17 protein-coding genes, 3 tRNA genes and 1 pseudogene are annotated in these 20,925 nt (G+C 73.6%); 5 read left to right on the top strand and 16 right to left on the bottom strand.

What is annotated here, in order from left to right:
- Positions 1-71: 71 nt before the first annotated feature.
- A complete protein-coding gene (locus tag AB0P03_RS15025) occupies positions 72-377 on the top strand; it encodes an antibiotic biosynthesis monooxygenase (RefSeq protein ID WP_363588270.1) in 306 nt (101 codons plus the stop codon).
- Positions 378-551: 174 nt separating this feature from the next.
- Positions 552-821, top strand: a complete 270-nt coding sequence (rpsT, locus tag AB0P03_RS15020; protein ID WP_270147017.1) for a 30S ribosomal protein S20 — start codon at positions 552-554, stop codon at positions 819-821.
- Between the two features lie 403 nt (positions 822-1,224).
- Here rpsT and holA read toward each other — a convergent pair whose 3' ends face one another.
- A complete protein-coding gene (gene holA / locus AB0P03_RS15015; RefSeq protein WP_363588272.1) occupies positions 1,225-2,223 on the bottom strand; it encodes a DNA polymerase III subunit delta in 999 nt (332 codons plus the stop codon).
- Positions 2,224-2,362: 139 nt separating this feature from the next.
- Between holA and AB0P03_RS15010 the strand changes: the two genes are divergently transcribed.
- Both AB0P03_RS15010 and AB0P03_RS15005 read left to right on the top strand, forming a co-directional pair.
- Entirely contained in the window at positions 2,363-2,656 is a 294-nt protein-coding gene (locus tag AB0P03_RS15010; protein WP_363588274.1) for a hypothetical protein, read from the top strand.
- Positions 2,657-2,961: 305 nt separating this feature from the next.
- The gene (locus tag AB0P03_RS15005) at positions 2,962-3,699 is read left to right on the top strand and encodes a chitinase (RefSeq protein WP_363588276.1); all 738 of its coding nucleotides are present in this window, start codon (positions 2,962-2,964) and stop codon (positions 3,697-3,699) included.
- A 201-nt stretch (positions 3,700-3,900) separates the two neighbouring features.
- Here AB0P03_RS15005 and AB0P03_RS15000 read toward each other — a convergent pair.
- The 15 genes and pseudogenes from AB0P03_RS15000 to AB0P03_RS14930 form a co-directional block, all read right to left on the bottom strand.
- A pseudogene (locus AB0P03_RS15000) lies at positions 3,901-6,340 on the bottom strand (ComEC/Rec2 family competence protein).
- Between the two features lie 284 nt (positions 6,341-6,624).
- Positions 6,625-7,317 carry a helix-hairpin-helix domain-containing protein gene (locus AB0P03_RS14995; protein WP_363629203.1) on the bottom strand — a complete coding sequence of 231 codons (693 nt, stop codon included), beginning with the start codon at positions 7,315-7,317 and terminating at the stop codon, positions 6,625-6,627.
- 512 nt (positions 7,318-7,829) lie between these two features.
- The gene (locus tag AB0P03_RS14990) at positions 7,830-8,675 is read right to left on the bottom strand and encodes a DegV family protein (protein WP_363586403.1); all 846 of its coding nucleotides are present in this window, start codon (positions 8,673-8,675) and stop codon (positions 7,830-7,832) included.
- Positions 8,676-8,807: 132 nt separating this feature from the next.
- Positions 8,808-9,671, bottom strand: a complete 864-nt coding sequence (locus tag AB0P03_RS14985; protein ID WP_363629201.1) for a hypothetical protein — start codon at positions 9,669-9,671, stop codon at positions 8,808-8,810.
- Between the two features lie 274 nt (positions 9,672-9,945).
- The gene (leuS, locus tag AB0P03_RS14980) at positions 9,946-12,828 is read right to left on the bottom strand and encodes a leucine--tRNA ligase (RefSeq protein WP_363629200.1); all 2,883 of its coding nucleotides are present in this window, start codon (positions 12,826-12,828) and stop codon (positions 9,946-9,948) included.
- Between the two features lie 264 nt (positions 12,829-13,092).
- The gene (locus AB0P03_RS14975) at positions 13,093-14,397 is read right to left on the bottom strand and encodes a hypothetical protein (protein WP_350878238.1); all 1,305 of its coding nucleotides are present in this window, start codon (positions 14,395-14,397) and stop codon (positions 13,093-13,095) included.
- A 97-nt stretch (positions 14,398-14,494) separates the two neighbouring features.
- Positions 14,495-14,567: transfer RNA gene (locus AB0P03_RS14970), tRNA-Ala, on the bottom strand.
- A gap of 263 nt (positions 14,568-14,830) precedes the next feature.
- Positions 14,831-14,903, bottom strand: a tRNA-Ala gene (locus AB0P03_RS14965).
- Between the two features lie 43 nt (positions 14,904-14,946).
- A tRNA-Ala gene (locus AB0P03_RS14960) sits at positions 14,947-15,019 on the bottom strand.
- Positions 15,020-15,246: 227 nt separating this feature from the next.
- Positions 15,247-15,894 carry a histidine phosphatase family protein gene (locus tag AB0P03_RS14955; RefSeq protein ID WP_363620420.1) on the bottom strand — a complete coding sequence of 216 codons (648 nt, stop codon included), beginning with the start codon at positions 15,892-15,894 and terminating at the stop codon, positions 15,247-15,249.
- The gene (gene rsfS, locus AB0P03_RS14950; protein ID WP_063347541.1) at positions 15,891-16,349 is read right to left on the bottom strand and encodes a ribosome silencing factor; all 459 of its coding nucleotides are present in this window, start codon (positions 16,347-16,349) and stop codon (positions 15,891-15,893) included. The genes AB0P03_RS14955 and rsfS overlap by 4 nt, the downstream gene beginning before the upstream one ends.
- 129 nt (positions 16,350-16,478) lie before the next feature.
- Positions 16,479-18,317, bottom strand: coding sequence for an LCP family protein (locus AB0P03_RS14945; RefSeq protein WP_363629198.1), 1,839 nt, complete (start codon positions 18,315-18,317; stop codon positions 16,479-16,481).
- A gap of 12 nt (positions 18,318-18,329) precedes the next feature.
- The gene (gene nadD / locus AB0P03_RS14940) at positions 18,330-18,962 is read right to left on the bottom strand and encodes a nicotinate-nucleotide adenylyltransferase (RefSeq protein WP_363586407.1); all 633 of its coding nucleotides are present in this window, start codon (positions 18,960-18,962) and stop codon (positions 18,330-18,332) included.
- A gap of 124 nt (positions 18,963-19,086) precedes the next feature.
- On the bottom strand, positions 19,087-19,242 hold the full coding sequence (locus tag AB0P03_RS14935; protein WP_167745857.1) for a hypothetical protein: 156 nt from the start codon (positions 19,240-19,242) through the stop codon (positions 19,087-19,089).
- 152 nt (positions 19,243-19,394) lie between these two features.
- A complete protein-coding gene (locus AB0P03_RS14930) occupies positions 19,395-19,541 on the bottom strand; it encodes a hypothetical protein (RefSeq protein WP_159398425.1) in 147 nt (48 codons plus the stop codon).
- Between the two features lie 248 nt (positions 19,542-19,789).
- On the opposite strand from AB0P03_RS14930, the gene AB0P03_RS14925 reads away from it, so the two are divergent.
- Positions 19,790-20,884, top strand: coding sequence for a M48 family metallopeptidase (locus AB0P03_RS14925; RefSeq protein WP_063347544.1), 1,095 nt, complete (start codon positions 19,790-19,792; stop codon positions 20,882-20,884).
- The last annotated feature ends 41 nt before the right edge of the window (positions 20,885-20,925 follow it).

The following is a 20,925-nucleotide window of genomic DNA, read 5'->3' as shown; positions in this document are numbered from 1 at the left end:
CACGGCGCGGGCCGCCGTTCGGTCCGCCCGGACCTTCTCCGGGCCCGCGCCAGACGGCAGGATGGCACCCCGTGATCCTCGAAAGCGCCCTGCTCGACGTCCTGCCCGGCCAGGAGGACGAGTTCCTCGCCGCCTTCGCCGAGGCCCGGCCCCTGATCGCCGTCCAGCAGGGCTTCCGCTCCCTGCAACTGCGCCGCTGCCTCGACGAAGGACGCGGCTCGCGATTCCTCCTCCAGGTGGAATGGGAGACGCTCGCGGACCACACCGAGGGCTTCCGCGGCTCAGCCGAGTACCGGCGGTGGCGGGAGCTGCTGCACCGCTTCTACCGGCCGTTCCCGGAGGTCGAGCACTACGGGGAGCCGGTGCTCAGTGCGTAGGCGACCCACTACCGCGCAGGCGACCCGGCCGCGGGGCCGGGCGCCCGGTTTGGGGCGGGTGGCGGCCCCTGGTAGCGTGGGCTGCTGCACCTGGCCCCGGCATGCCCTCTCAGCTGCCCGGCGGCCGCGCGGTGCAGCCCGTTCAATCCTTTTAGACAAGACTGAGGCTCCTTCGTGGCGAACATCAAGTCCCAGATCAAGCGCAACAAGACCAACGAGAAGGCGCGCCTGCGCAACAAGGCCGTCAAGTCCTCGCTGAAGACCGCCCTGCGCAAGGCCCGCGAGGCCGCTGCCGCCGGCGAGACCGAGAAGGCCACCGTGCTGGCCCGCGCCGCCTCCAAGGCGCTGGACAAGGCCGTGAGCAAGGGCGTCATCCACGCCAACCAGGCCGCCAACAAGAAGTCGGCCATCACCAAGCGCGTCAACGCGGCCGCCCAGGCCTGACGCCCCGGGGGCCTCGGCCCCCACCGCCTCGGGACGGACCCGGCCCTCTACCCGGACCCCTGAGGCGCGAGAGACTCGCACCGCACGCGGCCTGCGTTCGCCACGCGGGTGCGGTGTACGAAGCAGTACGACAGGCGCCGTAGTCGGCCTCTCCCCAGAGGCCCGCTACGGCGCCTGTCGCGTTCCGCGGCCCGGTCGCTGTCGTCTGCCGGTCACGCGCGAGCAGGGCTCCGGACGGCGCTGCGGGCCGACGCCTGGGAAGCCGTCCGCTCGATGGGCGCGTAGGCGGGTCGGCGGGTGAGCAGGTGGTGGCAGGCGGGTCGGCGGGTGGCCGGGCAGGCGCGGGCCGGGTCCGGTGGACGGGTCCGGTCCGGTGGACGGGTCCGGTCCGGTGGCCGCGCCGTCAGTACGCCGGGCGGGACCCGGCCCGGGCCGCCCGGGCGACGGCCACCACCGCGCGCTCCAGCGCGAAGGCCGGATCGTCCGAGCCGCCCTTGACGGCGGCGTCGGCCTGGGCGATCGCGGTCAGCGCGGTGGCCACCCCGTCGCCCGTCCAGCCGCGCATCTGCTGGCGCACCCGATCGACCTTCCACGGCGGCATGCCCAACTCGCGGGCCAGGTCCGCCGGACGCATGTTCCGCCCGGTGGTCGCCAGCCGCCCGATGCTGCGCACGCCGGAGGCCAGCGCGTAGGTGATGCCGGTCGGCGGCTGGCCCACCGCCAGGGCCCAGCGCAGCCGCTCCAACGCCTCCGCGGCCCGGCCGGTGACCGCCAGATCGGCCACCTCGAAACCCGTCGCCTCGGCCCGGCCGCTGTAGTAGCGGGCCACCACCGTCTCGTCGATCGCGCCCTCGACGTCCGAGGTCAACTGGCTGCACGCGGCCGCCAGCTCGCGCAGGTCGCTACCGAGCGAGTCCAGCAGGGCCTGGCAGGCCTCCGGCGTCGCCGAGCGGCCCAGCGTACGGAACTCACCCCGGACGAAGGCCAGCCGCTCGCTCGCCTTGGTCAGCTTCGCGCACGCCACCTCGCGACCGCCCGCCTTGCGCCCGGCGTCCAGCAGGCCCTTGCCCTTGGCCCCGCCCGCGTGCGCCAACACCATGATCACTTCTTCGGCCGGCGCCTCGATGTACGCCTTGACCTCCTTCACCGAGTCGGCGGAGAGGTCCTGCGCGGCCCGCACCACGATCACCTTGCGCTCGGCGAACAGCGACGGCGTGGTCAGCTCGGCCAGGCTGCCCGGCTGCAGGCCGCCGGGCGGCAGATCCCGCACGTCGGTGTCCGGGTCCGCCGCCTTCGCCGCCGCCACCACCTGGGCGACCGCGCGGTCCAGCAGCAGCTCCTCCTGGCCGACCGCGAGGGTCAGCGGGGCGAGCAGGTCGTCGGGTGCACTCTTCCTGGCCATCGCCTACCAGCATCCCACGGGGCGCGGACACTCCCGCCCGGGGCGACCCCGGCCCCTGGCCCCGCCCGGTCCCGCCTCTCCGGCCCGACCTACCCGACCTGCCCGACCGTGCCGATCACCCGACCTGGAGAATGGTCCGGTGACCGAGAACCACACCACCGACCTGCCGGACGTCAACGACCCGCACGCCCGGCAACTGCTCGTCCTGCCCGACCGCGACGCCGCCGAGGACGCCGCCGAGGAGCTCAGCGCCGCCCACCCCGACCTCGGCGAGCTCGACCTCGTCCGGGACGCCCTGGCCGGCGAGGACGACGCCGAGGACGCCCAGTGGCTGGTCGTCGTCGAGCCCCCGGAGGACGGCTGGACCCCGGCCCTGCTGCACGCCCTGGACGCCATCGCCGTCGAACACGAGGGCTGGCGCGAGGAAGGCTGACACCGACGGCCGGACCCCGGCCCGGCCCGGAACCTTCGAGGGGAACGGACCCGGACGCGGCGCTGCGCCCGTTCCGGGCCGAGGAGCACGAGGCCACCTCCACCCCGCGCCGCCGGGTCCGACCACCTCGGCGTCAACCCTCGACGAGCCACACCCCCGTCGAGTGATTCACCGTCAATTCCGTGCCTCCTCACACCAAGTGCGTGTCATTCTGCGCACGTTGCTTCGGCCACGAATCCTTGAGCGTCCGAGCCGGCTGCCCGCAGGGGCTCAGCGGCTCGGTCCACGCCACCGAAGGAGTGCAGATGTCCGTATCCCGCGCCCTGTCCCGGACCCGGTCCCGCGTTCTGGCCGTGCTGAGCGCCGCCGCAGTCGCGAGCGGGCTGGCGGTCGCCGTTCCGGCGACGCCCGCCTCCGCCGACGGGTTCGTGGTCAGCGAGGCCCAGTTCAACCAGATGTTCCCGAACCGGAACTCCTTCTACACGTACGACGGCCTGGTCAATGCGCTGAGCGCCTACCCCGGGTTCGCCACCACCGGGGACGACGCGACGCGCAGGCGGGAGGCGGCCGCCTTCCTCGCCAACGTCAGCCACGAGACCGGCGGCCTGCGGTACGTCGTCGAGCAGAACACCGCCAACTACAGCCACTACTGCGACGCCTCGCAGCCCTACGGCTGTCCGGCCGGCCAGAGCGCCTACTACGGGCGCGGCCCGCTCCAGATCAGCTGGAACTTCAACTACAAGGCGGCGGGCGACGCCCTGAACATCGACCTGCTGGACAACCCCTACCAGGTGGAGCAGGACCCCGCCGTCTCCTGGAAGACCGGCCTCTGGTTCTGGGACACCCAGAACGGCGCCGGGACGATGACCCCGCACGACGCCATCGTCAACGGCAGGGGCTTCGGCGAGACCATCCGCAGCATCAACGGCGCCCTGGAATGCAACGGCCAGAACCCGGACGAGCGCAACGACCGCATCAACCTCTTCCAGAACTTCGTCGGCATCCTCGGCACCGACGTCGGCGGCGGCAACATCTCCTGCTGACCCGGCCGGCCCTGCCAACAGCTCACGCTCGACGGTCGAGCGCGACGCACCACCGTAGGTGCCCGTACTTCGGCGCGCTCCGGGCAGGGCCCGGAGCGCGCCGCGATCGTTCTCCGGGCCCCGCCCCGCCCCCCGCCCTCCTCCCCACCCCCACCCCTTTCCCTTCCCCCACCTGATGGCTGGGAGGAGAGGAGGGCGGGGTCAGCCGGGCGGGGCTCGCGGAGTGTGCGGGCCCCGCCCGGTACGGGAGTCGGGCGCTCCGTCCGCAGCGTGCGAGCGGGGCTTGCGCGCCTCGTGCGCCGTCTGCGGGTGCACGGACACCCCGAGGACGGCCGGCGAGCCGCCCGTCACCGCGATGTCGCCCACCCGATCGGTGCGCAGCACGCTCGCGCCCAGCGCGCGCAGCCGGTCCACCGTCCGCACGGACGGATGCCCGTACGCGTTTCCCTCGCCGCACGAGATCAATGCCAGCCGGGGACGCAACGCACCGGTCAAGGCCCAGTCCTGATGCGCGGATCCGTGGTGCGCCACCTTCAGGACGTCCACCCGCCCCAACCGGCCCAGCAGCGCCGACTGGGCGGGCGGTTCGAGGTCCCCGAGCAACGCCATCCGCAGTCCGCCCGCCACCGACACCACCAGCGCGACGCTCGCATTGTTCGCCCCCGGTGCCTCGGCAGCCGCCCCGGCGTCGGGCCAGACCACCTCCCAGGACAGCCCCGCGCCGTTCACCGCGCCCCGCGCGCAGCAGCGGGACTCCGGCACCAGCCGCCCAGCCCGCCACCCGGGCCGCCTCACTCGGTGGATCGTCCAGGGTCGTGCCCTCGATCGCTCCGACCCGGCGGCCCCGGAACACCCCCGGCACACCCTCGACGTGATCGGCGTGGAAGTGCGTCACCACCAACAACGGCACTTCCGTGACACCCAGATCCCGTAGGCACCTGTCGGCGGCGTTCGGATCCGGCCCCGCATCGACCACCACCGCACTGTCCTGTGCACCGGCCGCGAGCACCAGCATGTCCCCTTGGCCCACGTCGCACATCACCATCCGCCACCCCGGCGGCGGCCAGCCGGTCGCGATCCGGGTGAGCTGCGGTGGCCGCAGCAGCACGGCCAGCAGGACCACGAGCAGGACCCCCGCCACCAGCGCCCGCACCCACCGCCGCCGGGCGCGGACGGGCTTGCCGGACGGCGCCCGCCGTGGCAGCAGGAGCGGCATCACCCAGCAGACCGCCAGGGTGGCCAGCGCGACCGTCGCCGTCCCGAACCACCCGCCCGGCCAGGAAAGTTGGCTGCCCGGAAGTTCGGCACCGCGCCGCGCCACCAGGGCGAGCCAGCCGACCGGCACGCCGGCCGGCTCCGCGAGCAGCCGGGCCAGGTCCGGGAGGAGCGGCTGCAGCACGAGCACCCCGAAGCCGAGCAAGGTCGCCGGGGCCACCGCCAGTTCGGCCAGCAGGTTGCACGGGATCGCGACCAGGCTGACGTGCCCGGACAGCACCACCGTCACCGGCGCGCACAGGGCCTGGGCGGCGGCCGTCGCCGCCAGGGCACCCGCCAGGTGGTGCGGCCAGCGCCGGGACCGCAGCGCCTCGGCCCAGTGCGGCCCGAGGACGAGCAGCCCGGCCGTGGCGAGCACCGAGAGCAGGAATCCGAAGGAACGCGCCAGGAACGGGTCGAGCAGGACGAGCACCAGGACCGCCCCGGCGAGCGCGGGCACCGCCTGCCGGGGCCGGCCGGTGGCCAGCGCGAGCATGCCGATCAGCCCCGTCCCGGCCGCGCGCAGCACGCTGGGCTCCGGCCGGCAGACGGCGACGAAGGCCAGCGTCAGCGCCGTCCCGAGCAGCGCGCTGGTGCGCAGCGAGAGCCCCAGCAACGCGGCCAGCCCGCGCCGTTCCGGGGTGCCGGCCTGCCCCGGGGCGCCCAGCAGCGCGCCGAGGACGATCGCCAGGTTGGCCCCGCTCACCGCCACCAGGTGCACCAGGTCGGTGGCCCGGAAGGCGTCCTCAAGGTCGTCGGGCAGTCGCGAGGTGTCCCCCACGACCAGGCCCGGGAGCAGTCCGCGCGCGTCCGGCGGGAGCCCGTCGCTGGCCGTGCGCAGACCGGCACGCAGCCGCCCGGCGATCCGCTGCGGCAGGCTCGGCGGTGCGAGGTGCCGGGGCGGGCCGTGGACGACCAGCAGCGCCGCGCACGAGGTGTCGTAGCCGTCTCCCGCGGGCCGCACCTCGGCCTCCACCGCCAGCCGCTCCGACGGGAGCAGCCCCTGCCAGGGCCCGGATTCCGCGCCCCGGACCATGACGGTCACCGGGGTCCGCGTCCGGGTGCTCCGCCCGTCCGGCAGGAGCGTGACCCGGTCGGCCACCGCGTCGACGGTGAGGAGGGTCTGCCCGCCGGTGGTCCCGCCCCGGGCCGTGTGGGCCTTCGGGTCCCCGGCGACGGTCAGCTCCGCCTCCACCACCCGAGCGGGCTCGCCCGGGGACCGCGGCGGGGCGTGCTCGGCCGCTCGGACGAGCTCCGGCAGCGGCCCCCGGTACAGATCGGCGGTGTGCAGAGGGGTGGCCACCGCCGCGGCGGCTCCGGTGAGCAGGACGGCGGCCAAGGTCACCGCCGCTGCGCGTCGGCGCAGGAGCGCGGGCCTGACGAGCAGCAGGACGGCCGCCGGCGCGGCGGCACCCGCCAGGCCGAAGGCGAGGACGTCGTACCCCGGCTCCAGGCCGAGGAGCGCGGCCGTCACCACCCAGGCCGAGACGGCGGGAAGCAGCAGCCGGAAGTCGGCACCGGTGGAGCGGTTCGGCAGGTTCGGTTCGGTGGTGGCGGGCACGGCGGTACCTCCCTTCGGCGGGTGGCGGCGACGGACGAAGGACGACGACGGACGGACGACGACAGACGGACGGACGGGAGAACAGGCGGGCAAGGGGACGGACGGGGAGGTCAGAGGGTCAGCAGCGGACGGAGTTCCGCGAACGTGCGCGCCCCGATGCCGCTGACCTGCCGGAGCTGGTCGAGCGTGCGGAACGAGCCGTGCGATGTGCGGTAGGCGAGGATGCGCTGGGCGAGGGTCGGGCCGACGCCGGGGAGGGCGTCGAGCTGTTCGAGGCCTGCGCGGTTGAGGCTGACAGGCGGTCTGGACGTGCCGGCCGCCGGCGGTCCGTTGCCGGCTCCGGCACCCGGGGCGGAGGCCTGAGCCGGCTCGCCGACCAGGATCTGTTCACCATCCGTCAGTACCCGGGCCAGGTTGAGGCTCCGGGTGTCCGTCTCCGGCAGCGGACCGCCCGCCGCCCGCAGGGCGTCGGCCACCCGCGAGCCGCCGGGCAGGGTGTGCAGGCCTGCGAGGTGCACCCGCCCGCCGATGTCGACCACGACGACCGCCCCGCCCCCGGCGCCGACGGGATCGGCCGCCGAGACCGAGTCCGGGCCCGGGCCCGAGGCCGGAGCCGGCACGGACGCGGATGTCGCCCCCGGTGAATCCGGTGAATCCGGTGAGACCGGTGAGACCGGGGCGGAGGCCAACGCCGGCACGGCCACCGCCTGCGGTCTGGCCAGCCAGAAGTGCTGCACGGCGTAGCCGACCGCGAACAGCAGCAGGACGGCCAACCCGGCCACCGCCCGCCGGTCGAGTGCCATCGCCGAGCCGAATCGAAGACCCGACCCGGCCCCCGGCTCCGGCGGATCCATGTCACCGCCCGCCCTGACCGAATCCAACGGCACAGGTGGCACAGGCGGCGCAGGCCCCGCCGGCGGAGGCCGTTCCCCCGCCCCGGACGGAACCGCGCCCGAAGGCTGCCCGGTCGACGCGAGCGCGCCCACCGCGGCACCGAAGCCCACCGGCCCGCCAGCCCCGACCCCTGCCCCTGCCCCGACCCCTGCCCTTGCCCCACCGCCCACGGCGCTGCTGCCGCCGGTCGGCAGCAGCGCCGCCATCCGCAGCCGGACGGTCTCGTTGATCTCGTGGCGCTTCGCCGCGCCCAGGCCCATGGTCGTCATGCCGAGGACGGTAGGAGTCCTCGGCAGAGCGCGCAGAAATTACCGAACCCCTGTGGATAACTCAGGGGTTGTGGACAAAACAGATCACTCACACGAGTGATCGGTGCCGCGAAAAGTTGACCAGAGCCCGCGACGCGGCGCGACCGGCCCGCTCAGCGCGGCGCGACGACCACCGCGAGCAGCCCCGGCCCGACGTGCGCGCCGATCACCGCCCCCACCTCGCCCACGTACAGCTCCCGCAGCCCCGGCACCCGGGCCCGCAGCCGCTCCGCGAGCGGCTCCGCCCGTTCCTCGGCCGCCAGGTGGTGCACGGTGATGTCGACCTCCCCGCCCCCCGACCGCTCGACCGCGATCTCCTCCAAGCGCGCGATCGCCCGCGACGCGGTGCGCACCTTCTCCAGCGGTTCGATCCGCCCCCCGTCCAGGTGCAGCAGCGGCTTGACCGCCAGCGCCGACCCGAGCAGCGCCCGCGCCGCCCCGATCCGGCCGCCCCTGCGCAGGTGCTCCAGGGTGTCGACGTAGAAGAACCCGCTGGTCACGGCCGCCCGCCGGGTGGCGGCCTCGGCCGCCTCCGCCAGGTCCCGCCCGTCCGCGATCGCCTCGGCCGCCGCCAGCACCGCGTATCCGAGGGCCATGCCGACCAGTCGGCTGTCCACCACCCGCACGGGTACCGGAGCCTCGGCGGCCGCCAGCCGGGCGGCCTCCACCGTGCCGGACAGCTCGCCGGAGATGTGCACCGAGACGATGCCCTTCGCCCCGGCCTCGGCGGCGGCCCGATAGGCGGCGGCGAAGGCCTCGGGGTTCGGTCGGGAGGTCGTCACCCGCTGCTTGTCGCGCAGCGCCTCGGCGACGTCCTTGGGGGAGATCTCAACGCCTTCGCACAGGACCGCGTCACCGACCGCGACGCTCAGCGGGACCACCGTGATCCCGTACCGGTCGAGGGTCTCCTGCGGCAGGTAGGCCGTGGAGTCGGTGACAAGTGCGAGGTCAGAGGGCATGAGGCGGAGATTACTCCCCGTTCGTCCGGGAGGACAGCGCCCGGGTGCGAACCCCGAAGGGCCCCGAGGGCGCCGCCGGGACAAGCACGCGGCACCCGCCGAAACACGGCCGCAGCACCCGACGCGGGGTGCTCAGCCCGCCGTGGGCCCCGCCGACGGCTTCCGCAGCCGCTGGGCCAGTTTGGCCAGCGGGTCGGCGAGCCCGAGCAGTTCCTCCGCGCTCGGGCGCCCCTTCCCGTCCGTCAGCCCGGCCCGCGCAGCACCGCCGGAGGCCGCCCCTGAACGCGTACCCGCAGACGCGGACGCGGAGCCAGAGGAGCCAGCGGAACCAGTGGCAGCAGCGGAACCAGCGCCAGCAGCGGAGCCAGCGGCGGCAGCAGAGCCTGCGGAACCGGCGCCGGCAGCGGAGCCACCGGAGGAGGACGCGGACGACGACTCCCCCGAGGTGTCCCAGTGCCGCAGCGCCCCCGCCTCGCTCTCGCACTCCTGGCTGAGCCGGCTCAGCTCGTCGTCCGCGAACCGGTGCATCCGGTCCTGCGCGGCCCAGCGCATGGTCTCCGCGGAGTGGGTGATCCGTTCGGCGCGCTCGCGCAGCTCCGGCAGCTTGGCCGCGATCCGCGCGGTGTCCGGCTCCCGCTCCAGCATCCGCAGTTCGCCGTCGAGTTCGGCGGCGTGTGTGTCGAGCCTGCCGAGCAGGGCGAGGGACTCGCCGAGCTGGCCGTCCTGGGGGAGGCCGCTCTCCAGCACCTGCCGGGTGCCGTCGAGCGAGGTGCGCAGGCCGAGCCGGACGGCGGCGATCTGGCCGGGCGGTCCGACCTTGGTGAAGGTCTTCGCCTTGAGGGTCGCGTTCTCCACGGCGCGCCGGGCATTGGCCTCGTGCCGCCCGATCTTCGTGGCTACGGCCTTCGCCGCCTTGACCGTGCCGACCACGGCCAGGACGAACGCCGCGATCCCGAAGAGCAGGACCAGGCCGATCATCACGCCGAACGCGTCCATCGCGAGCCACCTTCCGCCACCGTTTCGGCCCCCACCGGACCCAACGCGGGCCGTACTGCCGAGGGTTCCACGGTAGCCGCCGGATCGGGCCCGGAGCGGACGGAACGGGCCCGGGCGGCGGAGATCAGGGACAGATCGGGGATCTCCCCGAGGGTTCGCGGGTCCTCCCGGGGCTCCGGGCACGAGCAAGGGCGGGCGTCCCGAAGGACACCCGCCCCAGCAGCCTCAGCCGACCGACTACCAGTCGACCGACCTGAGCCTCGGCCTCTCAGCCTCAGCCGGTAACGATGTTCACCAGCTTCGGCGCCCGCGCGATCACCTTGCGCACCGGCGCCTCGCCGATCGCCGCGACGACGGCCGGGTCGGCCAGCGCCAGCGCCTCCAGCTCGGCGTCCGAGATCGTCGGCGCGACCTCCAGCCGGGCCTTCACCTTGCCCTTGAGCTGCACCACGCAGGTCACCGTCTCGTCCACCACGTACGCCGGGTCGGCGACCGGGTAGTCGGCGTGCGCCAGCGACTCGCCGTGGCCCAGCCGGCGCCACAGCTCCTCGGCGATGTGCGGGGCCAGCGGTGCGACGACCAGGACCAGCTGCTCGGCCACGGCGCGCGGCGTGGAGCCGCGCTTGACCAGGTAGTTGTTCAGCTCGATCGCCTTGGCGACGGCCGTGTTGAACCGCAGCCCGGCCATGTCGCCGCGGATGCCGTCGATCGCCTTGTGCAGGGCACGCAGCGTCGCCTCGTCCGGCTCCTCCTCGGTGACGACCAGGTCACCGGTGGCCTCCGAGACGACGTTGCGCCACAGCCGCTGCAGGAAGCGGTACGAGCCGACGACGGCGCGGGTGTCCCAGGGGCGGGAGACGTCCAGCGGGCCCATGGACATCTCGTACAGGCGCAGCGTGTCGGCGCCGTACTCGTCGGCGATGTCGTCGGGCGCGACGGCGTTCTTCAGGGACTTGCCCATCTTGCCGGCCTCGCGCTTGACGGCCTCGCCCTGCCAGAAGTACTGGCCGTCGCGCTCCTCGACCTCGGCGGCGGGCACCGGGAAGCCGCGCTCGTCGCGGTAGACGTCGGCGGTGATCATGCCCTGGTTGAACAGCTTGTGGAACGGCTCGACGGACGAGACGTGGCCCAGGTCGTGCAGCACCTTGTGCCAGAAGCGCGCGTACAGCAGGTGCAGCACGGCGTGCTCGGCACCGCCGACGTACAGGTCGGCGCCGCCGGCCGGCTTGGTGGCCGTGGGGCCCAGCCAGTACTTCTCGTTGGCCGGGTCGACGACCGCCGAGGAGTTCGACGGGTCGACGTAGCGCAGCTCGTACCAGCACGAACCCGCCCAGTTGGGCATGGTGTTGGTCTCGCGCCGGTACGTGCGGACGCCGTCGCCCAGGTCCAGTTCGACGTTGACCCAGGCCTCGTTGCGCGACAGCGGGGTCTTCGGCGAGGAGGTGGCGTCGTACGGGTCGTAGGTGTGCGGCGAGTAGTCCTCGACCTCGGGGACCTCGACCGGCAGCATCGACTCGGGCAGGGCGTGCATGACGCCGTCCTCGTCGTAGACGATCGGGAAGGGCTCGCCCCAGTACCGCTGGCGGCTGAACAGCCAGTCCCGCAGGCGGTAGTTGACGGTGCCCTCGCCGATGCCGCGCTCGGCCAGCCAGGCGGTGACGGCGGCCTTGGCGTCGACGACGCTCAGCCCGTCCAGCGTCAGCCCGTCCCGGGAGGAGTTGACGATGACGGAGTCGTAGGTGTCGAAGGCGTCGTCCCAGGCGGCCGGGTCCTCGCCGCGCCCGTCGGTGGGCTGGACGACGCAGCGCATCGGCAGCGCGAAGGCGCGGGCGAAGGCGAAGTCGCGGTGGTCGTGGGCGGGGACGGCCATGATGGCGCCGGTGCCGTAGCCCATCAGCACGTAGTCGGCGATGAACACCGGGACGGACGCGCCGCTGACCGGGTTCACGGCGTAGGCGCCGGTGAAGACGCCGGTCTTGACCTTGGCCTCGACCTGCCGCTCGACGTCCGACTTGGCGGCGGCGGTGGCCCGGTAGGCGGCGACGGCCTCGGCGGGGGTGGCGGCGCCGCCGGTCCACTCGGCGGGCACGTCCACGGGCCAGGCGGCCGGGACGATCGAGTCGACCAGGCCGTGCTCGGGGGCCAGCACCATGTAGGTGGCGCCGAACAGGGTGTCGGGCCGGGTGGTGAAGACGGTGATCTTCTCATCGGAACCGACGGCGAAGTCGACCCGGGCGCCCTCGGAGCGACCGATCCAGTTGCGCTGCTGCAGCTTGATGGCCTCGGGCCAGTCCAGCAGGTCCAGGTCGGAGATCAGGCGGTCGGAGTACGCGGTGATGCGCATCATCCACTGGCGCAGGTTGGACTTGAACACCGGGAAGTTGCCGCGCTCGGAGCGGCCGTCCGCGGTGACCTCCTCGTTGGCCAGGACGGTGCCCAGGCCGGGGCACCAGTTGACCGGCACCTCCTTGGAGTACGCCAGCCGGTACTCGCCCAGCAGTTCGTCGCGCTCGGCGGCGGACAGGTCGGCCCACGGGCGCCCGTCCGGGGTCGGCTTCGCGCCGGACTCGAACCGGGCGATCAGCTCGGCGATCGGCCGGGCCCCGCCGGCCTGCTCGTCGTACCAGGAGTTGAAGATCTGCAGGAAGATCCACTGGGTCCAGCGGTAGTACTCCGGGTCGATCGTGGAGATCGAGCGGCGCGGGTCGTGGCCCAGGCCCAGCCGGCGCAGCTGCTGGCGCATGTTGGCGATGTTGGCCTCGGTGGAGACCCGCGGGTGGGTGCCGGTCTGCACCGCGTACTGCTCGGCGGGCAGGCCGAACGCGTCGTAGCCCAGCGTGTGCAGCACGTTGTGGCCGGTCATCCGCTGGTAGCGGGCGTAGACGTCGGTGGCGATGTAGCCCAGCGGGTGGCCGACGTGCAGGCCCGCGCCCGAGGGGTACGGGAACATGTCCATGATGAAGCTGTGCGGCTTCGCGGCGACGTCACCGGCCTCCGGGTCGGCCAGCGCACCGGCGGGGTTGGGGGCGTTGAAGGTGCCCTCCTTCTCCCAGAGGTCCTGCCAGCGGGACTCGATCTCCGCCGCCAGCGCGGCGCTGTACCGGAACGGCTCGGTCGCGGTCTCGGCCGTGCCGGACGCAGGGGTCGTCTCGCTCATGGTCCTTCAAGCTCCATCGATGTCAGTTGGCGAACCGCGCACACGGCCGGCCCGTGAACGGGGGCGGAAAACAAAAAATCCCCTCGCAGGAGGGGACGCCACGCCGACTCCGGCACCGCCCGAGGGCGTAACCGGTCCTGGTCAGCGCGGCCGGCTAAGGAGCAGGCGCACGGTTCGCATGGGCTCAGGGTACCGCAAGCAGATCAGCGCGCTCCCGGGTATCCGCCGGGGCCCGACGGCCCCGGGCCCGCCCCCGCACGGGCCTCACCGCCCCGCCGACGCCGCCGCCCGCGTCGCCGCGTCGAAGTCGCGCAGCGCCCGCGCCAGCCGCTCGGACTGCATGCCCGCCGCGAGCGCCCGGGCGAGCGACGCGGTGCGGGCGGCCTCCCGCTGGTCGCCGAGGCGCCGGTGGGTCTCGGCGAGGCGGACCATCAGCAGCGCCTTGGACCGCCCGCGGCCGGCCCCCAGCCCGGCGACGGCCTCGGCGAGCAGCGCCTTGGCCATCCGGTGCTGGCCGAGTGCCAGCCGCCCCTCCCCCACCATCCCGGCGAGTTCGGCGCGGGCCGCCTCCGTGCCGGGCACGCCGTCGAGTTCGGCGAAGGCCCGGGCGGCGGCGGCCTCGGCCTGCTCGGCCTCGCCCCGGCGGCCGTGCGCGCGGGCGATCCGGCCGAGTTGCCGGGCCCGGCCGGCGGGGCTCAGTACGGAGCCGTGCCGGGCCAGGGCCGTGTTGAGCGCGGCGACGGCGTCCAGGCCGCGTCCGCCGGCGCCCTGGGTGGCGAGCACCACCAGGCCGCCGAGCACGGCGACGCCGAGCCGGGCGTCGCCGCTGACGTGGGCGGCCCGCAGGGCGGCGACGAAGGCGCGCTGGGCGGCCGCGTCGTGGCCGAGGTCGTACGCGGCCCAGCCGGCCAGCCGGGCGAGCCGGCTGGCCGTGCCGTACAGCTCGCGGCCGACCCGTTCGTCGTAGGCGCCGAGTTCCAACAGCTTGGCCAGCATGGCGAGTTCGGCCCGGGTGGGGCCGAGGACGAGTCCGCCGCCGCAGGAGCGTTCGAGCCGCTGCTTGCTGCGGTAGGACAGGCCGAGGTCGCCGACGAGGCCGGGGTCGATGCGCAGCGCCCCTTCGCCGCCCCCGACGGGCGGGGGCGGGGAGGCGAGCCGTTCGGCGGCCTGGTCGAGGTCGGCGCCGCGGAAGAGGTCGGTGAGGCGGACGGGCCCGGCGTCGGTGGCGGCCTCGCGCAGCGCGGTCTGGGCGGTGTCGGCGGTCCACGGGTCGGTGAGCAGCCGGGGCGAGAGGATCTTGGCGCCGCGGTGGCCGCCCATCCGGCCCCAGAGCTGTTCGTAGGTGACGGCGATGCCGAGGGTGCGGCTGAGCACTTCGCAGACGGTCTGGTCGTGCGGGCTGCGAGGCACCATGCCGCGGTCGCGCCACTTGTAGGGGGCGGTGGAGCTGATGGCCAGGCCTGGCGGCAGGGCGAGGCTCACCTCGCGGGCGAGCCGTTCCGGACTCCAACCGAGCTGGTGCAGTATCCGGGCCAGTTCCTCGTTCCGCCTTCTCTCCAGATCGGCCATGGAACGACGGTAGCGGTCTTTCCCGCCGTTCCGCCGGTGGCATGCGCAGAACGCCGAAGGGCCGCCTCCCATTTCGGGAGGCGGCCCTCGACTGCTGTGGAGCTACGGGGAATTGAACCCCGGACCTCTTGCATGCCATGCAAGCGCTCTACCAACTGAGCTACAGCCCCTTGACCTGCGATGTCACCGGGGGCTTTCGACCGTTTCCGTCCGGTTTCCCTCGGCGACATCGACTACTTTACACGGTCCCGGGGGTGCTCCACGAATCCGCTCCCGGGGGCCCGCGTTCCCACTCCCTCGGACCCGCGCTCGCCCTCCCCGGAGCCCGCGCTCCCCCACCCCGGGCCCCGCACTGCCGCCCGCGCCCCGCCCCGGAGGCGGCCCGGCAACGCGAGAGGCCGCCACCCGGTGGGTGACGGCCTCTCAACTGCTGTGGAGCTACGGGGAATTGAACCCCGGACCTCTTGCATGCCATGCAAGCGCTCTACCAACTGAGCTACAGCCCCGCGACACGGGCGCTCCTGATCGAACAGGAGCGCTGGTGCGGAGTGGAGCTATGGGGAATTGAACCCCAGACCTCTTGCATGCCATGCAAGCGCTCTACCAACTGAGCTATAGCCCCGCAGTCGTCGGATCTCCCGCTTCCCTTCCGGGCCGCGTTCCTTCCCTGCGAACGAGGAAAACTCTAGCTGGTCAGGCCCGGAACTGCGAAATCCGCCCCCGCGGAGCCCCTGCAAGCCCCCTGCGAAGCCCCTGCACGCCCCTGCACGCCCCTGGCGAGCCCCCGGCAAGCCCCTGCGAGCCCGCAACCCAGCCCCGCCCCACCCCACCCCGCGACGCGCCCGTCGCTCAGGTGTCGTCGCCGATGACCGGCTGCGGGAGCGTGCCCGCGTTGTGCTCCAGCAGGCGCCAGCCGCGCGCCCCCTGCCCGAGCACCGACCAGCAGCAGTTGGACAGCCCGCCGAAGCACTCCCACTGGACCGGGTCCAGGTCCAGCAGCCGCCCGAGCATGGTGCGGATGGTGCCGCCGTGGCTGACCACCACCAGCGTCCCGTCCTCCGGCAGCTTGTCGACGGCCTCCAGCACGACCGGCACCGAGCGGTCGGCGACCTCGGTGGCCAGTTCGCCGCCGCCGCGCCGCACCGGCTCGCCGGCCGCCCAGGCCGCGTACTCCTGCGGGAAGCGGTCGCGGATCTCGGCGTTGGTCAGGCCCTGCCAGGAGCCCGCGTAGGTCTCCCGCAGGCCCTCGTGGTGCTGCACGTCGAGGCCGGTGACCTTGGCCAGTTCCTCGGCCGTGCGCTTGGCCCGGGTGAGGTCGGAGGAGATCAGCAGGTCGGGGCGCAGGCCGGAGAGCAGCCGGGCCGCCCGCTGGGCCTGGAGGACGCCCTGACCGGTCAGTTCGATGTCCGTGGTGCCCTGGAAGCGGGACTCCAGGTTCCACGAGGTCTGGCCGTGGCGCCAGAAGACGACGCGCGGCCCCCGCCCGTCCCGGCTCAGTGCAGGTCCTCGGGCTTGCCGAAGTCGTCGGCCGGGGCGACGACGTTGCCGGCCTCGTCGGTGTGGGCGTCGGGCCGGTTGCGCGTGGCCAGGGCGTCCTCGGGCAGCGGCAGCTCGGGGCAGTCCTTCCAGAGGCGGTCCAGCGAGTAGAAGGAGCGCTCCTCGGAGTGCTGGACGTGCACGACGATGTCCAGGTAGTCGAGCAGGATCCAGCGGCCGTCGCGCTCGCCCTCGCGGCGCACCGGCTTGATGTCCAGCTGCTCGCGCAGCTGGTCCTCGATCTCCTCGGCGATCGACCGGACCTGGCGGTCGTTGTTGGCGGAGGCGATCAGGAAGGCGTCGGTGATCGACAGCACCTCGCTGACGTCGAAGGCGATGATGTTGTGCGCGAGCTTGTCGGCCGCCGCCTGCGCGGCGACGGTGATGAGCTGCTGGCTGTGGTCGGTGACGGTCACGGTGTTCTTCCGGCTCGGCGGCTTGGGGGCGACCCCCGGCTCCTGGCCGGGGGTCGCCTTCCAGGATCTCACGCCGCCCGGGCGGCCCCGGAACGCTTTTCCGGGGCCGCCCGGGCCGGAGGCCGCGGCCTACTGGCTCTTCGGCGGCTGGTAGTCCTTGCCGAGCACGACCACCAGGTCCGCGTTCTGGGCGTCGCCGACCTTCTTCACCGCCGTGTCCGGCAGTCCGAGGCTGATCGCCAGCGACTTCGCCGCGGCCTGCCGGGCGTCGTCGGTGTAGCGGATCTCACTGGCGGCCTGCGCGGCGGTCTTGGAGCCGCCGGGCAGGAAGGTCAGGCCGGAGTTCACGATCTGGACCTGTGCGGCGGCCGCCGCCTGGTCGTTGCCGGTGGCGTCCTGGAGCGAGACCCGGGCGGGGGCGTCGGCGGAGGCCGCGGACTTCACGGTGCCGCCGAGCACGTCCTTGACCTGCTTGCCGGCGGTGGCGTCGTCCAGGCCGCCGTCCGGTTTGACGGTCAGCGCGGTGGTGCCGAGGTGGCCGTCCTTCGCCTGCTGGGCGAGCTGGGCGAGCACCCCGGCGAGGGCGTCCTCGGGCAGCGAGGGGTCGAGCACCGCGTTCATCCGGTGCACGTCGTCCTTGGCGTCCTTGAACTCGGTGGGCATGGCGCGCACCACCGCGTCCATCACCTGTCCGAACCGGGCCAGTTGGGCGTCCCGGTTCTCGCCGGACGCCTGGAGGGTGGCGTAGGCGACCGCGGCCTTCCCGTTCAGCAGGGTGTTCTTGCCGGCCGCGGACAGCAGCTTGCCGTCCGGCTTTCCGCCCTCGTGGGTCTCCGCGTTGGTGTCCACCCGGACGCCGCCGAGCTGGGAGACCAGCATCTCCAGGTAGGGGGTGTCCAGCCGCCAGGTGCCCGCGACCGGGGCGCCGAGCACGGTGGACAGGCCGTCGCGGGTCGCGGAGGCGCCGATGCTGTCCATGGCCTGGCCGACGGTGGTGACCGGCGGGTCGCCGGGGCCGGGCAGCCGCAGGGTGTCGGGCAGCAGGAGCACGGTGCCCTTCTTCCCGGTGGAGTCGTTGACCAGCAGCGCGCTGGAGACCTTGCCCTGGAGGTCGCGCAGGTGGACCACGTTGACCTGGCGCGGACCGGCCGCGTTCGCCGCGGTCTGCTTGTCGCCGGTGAACCAGAGGTAGCCGCCGGTGCCGGCCGCCGCGAGCGCCACCACCACGCCGAGGCCGATCAGCCGGTTGCGCAGCCGGCGGCGGCGCTCGGCGCGCACCTCGCTGCGGGACTCGGCGAACTTCAGCCAGTCGATGACGTCCTCGGACTCCTCCCCCTCCTCGTCGACGAAGGTGAACTCGTCCGTGGGGTAGCCGTCCTCGGCGGCCTTGCCTCCGGCCTTGCCGCCGGACTTCCCGGCCCGGGCCCCGCCGACCAGTTCGGACGGCGGCTCGGGCTTGGCGCCCGCCGCCTCGGCGGCGGGCCGGGGCACGCGCGGGCGCGGCGGCGCGGGGGCGACGGGCGCGGGCGCGACGACGGCCTCGGGCTCGACCGCCGCCTGTGCACCCGCCGCAGGCGCGGCCGGGTAGGCCTGCTGCTGGTAGCCGCCCCCGGCCTCCGGCCCGGACGACCCCCATCCGCCGTACGCCGGGTCCTGGTAGCCGTAGCCCCCCTGCTGCTGGTACGCCTGCACGGGCTGCCCGTACTGGTCGTACTGCTGGTCGTACTGCTGGTCGTACTGCTGCGGGGGCTGCTGGTGCGCCTGGTAGGGCTGCTGCTCCTGGTAGCCGCCGTACGGGTCCGCCGCGTACACCGGCTGCCCGTACTGGTCGTACTGCTGCTGGTCGTACTGCTGCTGCGGAGGTTGTTCAGGCTGCTGCTGGTAACCCTGGTACTGCTGGTACTGCCCGGTCGACCAGTCCTCCGGCTGCTGCTGGTGCCGCTGGCCTCCGCCGCTTCGCTCGGTCACGCCCGCTCCTGGTCAGGTCCGGTGCGGCGCGTAGAGCGCCCGCTTGTCGATGTAGCGGACCACGCCGTCCGGGACGAGGTACCAGACCGGTTCGCCCTTGGCGACCCGGTTGCGGCAGTCCGTGGAGGAGATGGCCAGCGCGGGGACCTCGACCAGGGAGACCCCGCCCACCGGGAGCCCGGCGTCCGACAGGGTGTGTCCCGGGCGGGTGCACCCGATGAAGTGCGCGAGCGAGAAGAGCTCGTCGGAGTCGCGCCAGGAGAGGATCTGGGCGAGCGCGTCGGCGCCGGTGATGAAGAAGAGGTCGGCGTCCGGGTGCTGGGAGCGCAGGTCGCGCAGGGTGTCGACGGTGTACGTCGGTCCCTCGCGGTCGATGTCGATCCGGCTGACCGAGAACTGCGGGTTCTCGGCGGTGGCGATGACCGTCATCAGGTAGCGGTCCTCGGCCGGGGTGACGTGGCGGTCGCTCTTCTGCCACGGCTGCCCGGTCGGCACGAAGATCACCTCGTCCAGGTGGAACGCGCTCGCCACCTCGCTGGCGGCGACCAGGTGGCCGTGGTGGATCGGGTCGAAGGTGCCGCCCATCACCCCGAGGCGCTTCTTCACCGGTTCCGGTCCGCCGGGATTCCCGGCCTGCTCTCCCATGCCGCCACACCTTACGCGACGCCCGTTACGGTGCGGGAACGCCCGGGTGGGGGTTGTCCGAAGACGCGTGAGGGAGCGGCCGGCCGGTACGCCGGACGCTCCCCGAGCGGCCCCGGGAGGCGGCTCAGCGGTCCCGGTTGAAGCGGGTGGTCACGAAGAGCAGGAGCGCCAGGATGAACAGTGCGGCGCCACCCGTCAGGTACGGGTTCAGGCTCTCGTGGTTGCCCCCCTCGCTCTCGGCGAGCAGGTTCAGGACGGGGAGTGCGGCGGCAGTGTTCATGGTCGGCGGGACCTTCTCGGCTCGGGTGAACGGACCAGGGGTTCTTCCGGGCCGGTGAAGGCCCACCTGTCATCGTACGGGGGCTTACCCGGCAACCGCTCGGCGGCCCACCGCCGCTGACCGGGCGTGAGCCTGAACCGGGGCGGCGGTGCTCAGTTGCCGCGGAAGGCCCGCGCCATGATCCAGACCAGCAGGCCGACGCCGACGAACGACGCCACCACGATGATCCGCAGGAACAGGCCCGGGCCGGCCTCGTTGGAGATGGGCGCGGCCAGGCTGACAAGCGCGTCGGTGGACATCTGCGGGGCTCCTCGAACTGCTCGGTACCGGGGCCGGGTCCGGTCTCGGTTCTCCAGGGCATTCAGGGTAGACCGGCCTCACACCGGCGGCGCCCACCGGCCCCTGCGGCGTGGCCCGGCCCGCGCGTACGCTGGCCGCGGGGACGAGTACGCAACCGCGGACGTTGCAAGGACAGTCGTTGCAGGCGTAGACCAGCGGGGGCCGGCCGCCGGGCCGGGGCCGCCGTCGACCAGGAGGTACTCAGACCATGACCGACCCGACCGCGAAGACCCCGAGCCGGCGCCGTCAGCGCTTCCCCGACATCTCCACCCGCGCCTGGGAGCACCCCGCGGACCGTTCCGCCCTGGTCGCCCTGCGCAAGCTCACCGGCTTCGACGACGTCCTGAGGAAGCTCGCCGGGCTGGTGTCCGAGCGCTCGATCCGGCTGATGTTCCTGGCCACCGCCGTGAAGACCTCCGAGCGCCAGTTCCCCGAGCTGTACGACATGGTGCGCGACGCCGCCTACGTGCTCGACCTGGAGCAGGTCCCGGACCTGTACGTCACCCAGGACCCGACGGTCAACGCGTACTGCATCGGCATCGACACCCCGATCATCGTGATCACCAGCGGCCTGATCGAGCTGCTCGACGAGGAGGAGCTGCGCTCGGTCATCGGCCACGAGGTCGGCCACGCGATGTCCGGCCACGCGGTCTACCGGACGATGCTGATGATCCTCACCAACATCGCCACCCGGGTCGCCTGGGTGCCGCTCGGCAACCTGGCGATCATGGCGATCGTCACCGCGCTCAAGGAGTGGTTCCGCAAGGCGGAGCTGTCCAGCGACCGGGCCGGCCTGCTCGCCGGGCAGGACGTCCAGGCGTCCATGCGCGCCCTGATGAAACTGGCCGGCGGGCACAACCTGGCCGAACTGAACGTCGACGCCTTCCTGGAGCAGGCCGAGGAGTACGACAAGGCCGGCGACCTGCGCGACGGCGTGCTCAAGCTGCTCCAACTGCTGCCGCAGAGCCACCCGTTCGCGGTGGTACGGGTCGCCCAGCTGAAGAAGTGGGCGGAGAGCGACGAGTACCGCTCGATCCTGGCCGGCGCCTACCCGCGTCGCACGGACGACCCGGACACCTCGGTCGGCGAGCAGTGGAAGGCCGCCGCCGACCATTACACGACCTCGGTGAAGGAGAGCAAGGACCCGCTGATGGGCCTGATCCGCGACGTGGCCGGCGGCGCCGCGACCGTCGGCGGCAAGCTCCGCGACACCTTCGCCGACACGTTCACCGGCGGCTCCCGCGGCGGCTCCGCCACCCGCGAGGACGGCCGCACCGACCGGGGCGAGCGCACCGACGGCTGACCCGCGGCACCCGAAACCGACGGCCGGTGCGCCCCGCCCGG

It is taken from the genome of Kitasatospora sp. NPDC088779 (assembly GCF_040685395.1).
In the GTDB taxonomy this organism is placed as follows: Bacteria; Actinomycetota; Actinomycetes; order Streptomycetales; family Streptomycetaceae; genus Kitasatospora.
Note: the sequence above shows the minus strand (reverse complement) of the source record. Positions and strands in the feature narration are given on the sequence as shown.

Bases quoted from the DNA above. Each gene is read 5' to 3' on its own strand.
- holA (WP_363588272.1), bottom strand. From the start codon at position 2,223: ATGGCCAGGAAGAGTGCACCCGACGACCTGCTCGCCCCGCTGACCCTC.
- AB0P03_RS14935 (WP_167745857.1), bottom strand. From the start codon at position 19,242: ATGAACACTGCCGCCGCACTCCCCGTCCTGAACCTGCTCGCCGAGAGC.
- AB0P03_RS14995 (WP_363629203.1), bottom strand. From the start codon at position 7,317: ATGGCACTCGACCGGCGGGCGGTGGCCGGGTTGGCCGTCCTGCTGCTG.
- AB0P03_RS14975 (WP_350878238.1), bottom strand. From the start codon at position 14,397: ATGGCCGATCTGGAGAGAAGGCGGAACGAGGAACTGGCCCGGATACTG.
- AB0P03_RS14930 (WP_159398425.1), bottom strand. From the start codon at position 19,541: ATGTCCACCGACGCGCTTGTCAGCCTGGCCGCGCCCATCTCCAACGAG.
- nadD (WP_363586407.1), bottom strand. From the start codon at position 18,962: ATGGGAGAGCAGGCCGGGAATCCCGGCGGACCGGAACCGGTGAAGAAG.
- AB0P03_RS14990 (WP_363586403.1), bottom strand. From the start codon at position 8,675: ATGCCCTCTGACCTCGCACTTGTCACCGACTCCACGGCCTACCTGCCG.
- AB0P03_RS14925 (WP_063347544.1), top strand. From the start codon at position 19,790: ATGACCGACCCGACCGCGAAGACCCCGAGCCGGCGCCGTCAGCGCTTC.
- AB0P03_RS14985 (WP_363629201.1), bottom strand. From the start codon at position 9,671: ATGGACGCGTTCGGCGTGATGATCGGCCTGGTCCTGCTCTTCGGGATC.
- leuS (WP_363629200.1), bottom strand. From the start codon at position 12,828: ATGAGCGAGACGACCCCTGCGTCCGGCACGGCCGAGACCGCGACCGAG.
- AB0P03_RS15005 (WP_363588276.1), top strand. From the start codon at position 2,962: ATGTCCGTATCCCGCGCCCTGTCCCGGACCCGGTCCCGCGTTCTGGCC.